We start from the raw sequence: 4,301 nt of genomic DNA, 5'->3' as shown, positions 1-4,301 counted from the left end.
CGTTTCCGGACGCAACCGCCGCTCCTCAGTCGCCTCCGCACGTCGCGTCTTGCCGCCCATGATCCACCTCCCGTTCGCTAAGTCCCTCACTGCTAAGAGTTTAGCTCACGGGTGAGCCCGGTTTGCTGCTGTAGTTTTTTTCGAGTGGTGTCGGATGGTTCAGCGCCTCGTCGCGGCCCACGCGGACGCACCAGTACATGGCTAAGGCCATGATGAGCACCAGGCGCTCCAAGCGGTCCGCATGCTGCAGTTGCGAATCCTCCAGGTTGAAGCCCCGGCCCTTGAAGTCGGAGAACATCGGTTCGATGGCCCAGCGCGCGGCATCGTCCAAGACGGTCGCTCGCGTGGGCGTGGCGTCCATGGCAATGAGCCACGGCTCGGGATGGCCGTCCTCATGCAGGATCCCGAGGTTGGTGATCACCCCCCTCGCCAACAGGCGTACACCCGTGAGGTAACGTTCGGTCACGCCCTGCGCCAGCGCGCCGGTCGTCGTCTCATCGCCCTGGCCCGTGTCCGCCAGCACGTTGCCCCTCAGGCGCAACCGGTCGCTCCATCCCTGGGCCTGGAGCCACTCGAACAGCGCCGTCGAGGGATCGAACCGATTGGCCGACAGAAGCACCCGCGTCCCGGCCGGCAGCCACGCCAGGATCGCCTCCAACACCGCTCGCTGGGCCGTAAACCCGAGATTGGCGGCTCCTTCCTCGGCCCGCCAAGCCAACGGCAACGCGCGATCACCACTCCGTCACGCCACCACCAGCCGCGCCCTCCGATCCCCCACATCGGTTTGGTCCAGGCTCAACCACACCGTCTGGCCGTGGCTGGCCGCCTTCGCCAGTTCCGCCCGCGCCATGGGCTCCCGCACGTCCGCCGGACACACCAGCGGATTTTTCAGCAAACGCCTCAGCCATTGCTCGCGCAGGTCTTGCCGCTCGGTCTCCAAGGGCAGCAGATTGGCCAACTCCACCGTGTTCGGCGTTTGCCCTTCGAGCATCGCCCCGACCGCCAGCGCCAGCTTGCTCACGACCGTCTTGCGCAGGCCCGGGTGCACCTCGCGCAGCCCGCGCGCCACTTCATCCGCCAATCGCTTGACGCTTCCCATGATCTCCAATCACCTCAACATGACCTCAGCGTCACAGTTTGCCAGAAAGTGATAGGTGATGAGACACCCTGCCCTCGCAGCACATCGGCCAGTTGCCGTGTGCTTTTGACGTCCAGCGTAACGGTAACGGCGATTCCTGATCACCGCGCGTCGTCGGCTCAACCAATTGCTCCAATAATGCAAGCAGCTGCGGGTTCTTCTCCGTCAGTCGTCGGCGTCCTCCGCCGACGGTTCGTGCACGATCCACAACCAGTCGGGATGCGCGGCAATCCGCTCCAACGCCTGCGCGAGCAGGGTCCGTCCGGGCTCCACCTTGAACCAGGTGGAGGCACCCGAGGGATGCGGTAGCGGGATGATGTCGGCGGTCCAGCCTCTCTCTGACCGATAGGGCCATTGCTGACCAATCACCTCGTTCAACAGTTTGAATTCCATCACTTGCGCGATGGCGAGCTTACCGACTGGGATAATCAGACGTGGGCGCAGCAGGTCCATTTCGGTGCGCCACCAGCCGGCGCAGCGTTCGACCTCGCCGCGATCTGGCACGCGGTCGCCGCCCTTGGGATTCTTGCCGGGAAAACAGCGACAGACCGCGCTGATCAGGAGGCGCTCGCGACAGGCGGCTTCGTCCAGGCCAATCGACGCGAACCAGCCGAAGAGGGTCTTGCCGGCGGTCCAGCAAAAGGGTCGCAGTTGTTCGATTTCGCGGGTGCCGGGGGCCTGTCCGATCACCATCGCCGGCGACAGGACGGCGGTGCTATGCACCGGCGGTCCCTGCATGCCGGGACAGCGGCGGCAGGCTTCCAGGTCGGCATGCAGTCTCAGCAGGGCGTCCAGCCGAAGCGGCCCGTCAGTTTCCTCGCGGTCGACGATCGGCACGGGATTCAGTTCAGCCGTCGCACGATCTTCTCGATCTGAATACGATGGGTGCGGTTATGGATCGCCGCCAGCGCATGCCACTGACGCGCCGTCAGGGGGCCGAACCAGGGATGCGGATAGCATTCGCGCGAGCGCAGGAAACCCAGGCGGGCGATCAGGCGCGAATAGCGATCGACTGCGGCGCCCAGCGCCTGGACCCGGTCCGGGCCGGCATCCGCGTGCGGCCAGACATCCTCAAGCTCAATCTCGACCCCATACTCGCCGTCGGCGCAGATGGCATGGATCAGCGCCGTGCCACCAGGCGTTCAGCGTTGACAATCACGACGATCAGCGTCACTGTTATTTGCCGTTGTTTCTGTTCGAGGGCTCTCGGGGACGTTCATCACCGCCGCGCTGCGCCCCGGCAAGCGTCCCACCGGCGCCGAAAACGCCATGCTCCTCAAGCGGGTGTTGCAGCGGCGGCGCGCGGCCTGGCCCGACACCCACTTGATCCTGCGTGGGGATCGCCATTTCGCCAACCCGGAGCGGATAACGCTTGCGCTGGCCGATGGACACACCGATTTCATTTTTGGACTGGCCGGCAATCGGGTGCTCTCGCCGCTGGCCACCCCCTTTTTGAACACCAACCGTCAACGTCAGGCGGTGCGCGGTGAAAATGCCCGTCGTCTCGACCAACCCCTGCCAACCAGGACCCGCTCCGATCATGAGCTGGAGTACGCTGCCGGGACTTGGCCCCAGGCGTTTCGCGTCATCCTCAAGGCCGACGTGATGGACTTCGAGGACAACCCCCGCTTTGTGGTGACCTCGCTGGATCTACCCTCGCCCGAGTGTCTCTCTCGTGACCTCGACAGCGCCCGCAGTCAGGACGAAAACGTCATCAAGATGCTCAAGAACGCTCTGGCCAGCGATCGCACCTCCGACCATCGCTTTCTGGCCAACCACCTGCGCCTGTTCTTCGCCTGCGGGGCCGACGTTCTGCACCACGCGCTGCGGACCAATCTCTTGGTCCACACCGAACTAGCCCAGGCGCAACCGGCCACGGTGATGTTGAAACGGTTCAAGATCGCCGTGCGCGTCTTGCAGGATAAGGATCGCGTCAAGCTGCAACGGCCATCGAACGGCCCGGCAAAGACGCTCCGCCCGCGTCGCCCCCCCTCCTAGCGACTGAATCGCCTTTGAACCCCACCAAGATCGTCGGTTTCTGGACCTGCCCACAGGTCTATGAAATATCCGGGCTAGTAAAAACTATGCACTTTAGTGCAAAGACTTTTAGTAATGGCTTTCCTGAGGAAAGCTCTGCTGTCAAAATTCGGCATCGCGCAGCGATTCCTTATCTTCTTCAGTCCGCAGTGAAGTCTGCGGACAAGGACTTTCAGTCCGCAATTCAAACTATGGATTTGTAGTCCATAGTGGTTGATTTTATTTGTAACTACTCAGGCTCCCCCCGACCGAGTTATGCTAAACGGATGAATCTACAGTGCCCGACACAAGCCGAGCTCGACGGTATGAGTCACGCGGAGAAAGACGCGCTGATTCGGCTGTTGTTTGAGGCCGTGGTGAGCCTGGAGAGTCGGTTGAAGGAGCTGGAAGGGCGCGTGGAGAAGACAAGCCGTAACTCCAGCCGGGTGTTGCCTTGCAAAAATGTGAGAATCAACGATACTGACCCGATGGCTCAACGGCGGACAGGGGGATCAGGCAATGGCAGCAGAGCGAATCGCGTGCAGCGGCGATGAAGTCACCATTCACGTCAAGGTCAATCTGAGCGGGACGTTGCTCGAGGCCGAAGCGCGCATCCAGGAGGCGTGTAACGCCGTGGGAATGTTGGCGAGCGCCGAGGCGCTCAAGCGCTTCGACACCGACGGCGCGCCGATCGTCCTGGACGCGATCAAATGGACCAAGCGTTGCGCCACGCCGAAGAAATACCAGACGCCCTACGGCGAGGTGGAGATCGTACGTAACGTCTACCAGACCTCCAAAGGCGGGCGGATCTACTGTCCGCTGGAGGCGGCGGCGCGCATCATCCGCCATGCCACCCCACGCTTTGCCCAGCAGCTCTCGCATAAGTACGCGCAGACCCACGTCCATGCCGTCTGCGCGGATCTGCGGGAGAACCATGGCCGCCAGATCGCGGCCTCCTATGTCCAGAATGTCGCCGACTGGGTCGGCGGGATTGCCGAGGCCCAGGAGGAGCACTGGGAGTACGCCCTCCCGGACCTTGATCGGGCCGTGGCCACGGTCGCCATCAGCCTCGATGGCGCGATGCTCGCCATGAAGGAGGCGGGCTGGCGCGAGGCGATGGTCGGCAGCGTCTCGCTCTACGCCCCCG

3 protein-coding genes and 2 pseudogenes are annotated in these 4,301 nt (G+C 63.3%); 2 read left to right on the top strand and 3 right to left on the bottom strand.

Annotation, left to right across the window (positions count from 1 at the left end; translation table 11 throughout):
* Nucleotides 1-100: 100 nt before the first annotated feature.
* The 3 genes from QZY07_RS02360 to QZY07_RS02350 form a co-directional block, all read right to left on the bottom strand.
* On the bottom strand, nt 101-724 hold the full coding sequence (locus QZY07_RS02360; RefSeq protein WP_295399496.1) for a hypothetical protein: 624 nt from the start codon (nt 722-724) through the stop codon (nt 101-103).
* An 18-nt stretch (nt 725-742) separates the two neighbouring features.
* Complete coding sequence (locus QZY07_RS02355) at nt 743-1,099, bottom strand: hypothetical protein (RefSeq protein ID WP_295399495.1); 357 nt, start codon at nt 1,097-1,099, stop codon at nt 743-745.
* Between the two features lie 204 nt (nt 1,100-1,303).
* The gene (locus QZY07_RS02350) at nt 1,304-1,975 is read right to left on the bottom strand and encodes a uracil-DNA glycosylase family protein (protein WP_295399494.1); all 672 of its coding nucleotides are present in this window, start codon (nt 1,973-1,975) and stop codon (nt 1,304-1,306) included.
* Between the two features lie 334 nt (nt 1,976-2,309).
* Here QZY07_RS02350 and QZY07_RS02345 point away from each other — a divergent pair.
* A pseudogene (locus QZY07_RS02345) lies at nt 2,310-3,136 on the top strand (transposase); the annotation flags it as partial.
* A gap of 537 nt (nt 3,137-3,673) precedes the next feature.
* Nucleotides 3,674-4,301: pseudogene (locus QZY07_RS02340) on the top strand (ISKra4 family transposase); the annotation flags it as partial.

Origin of the sequence: uncultured Thiocystis sp. (assembly GCF_903866365.1) — a bacterium.
GTDB lineage: Bacteria > Pseudomonadota > Gammaproteobacteria > Chromatiales > Chromatiaceae > Chromatium.
This window is presented reverse-complemented; position numbering and strand designations above follow the sequence as displayed.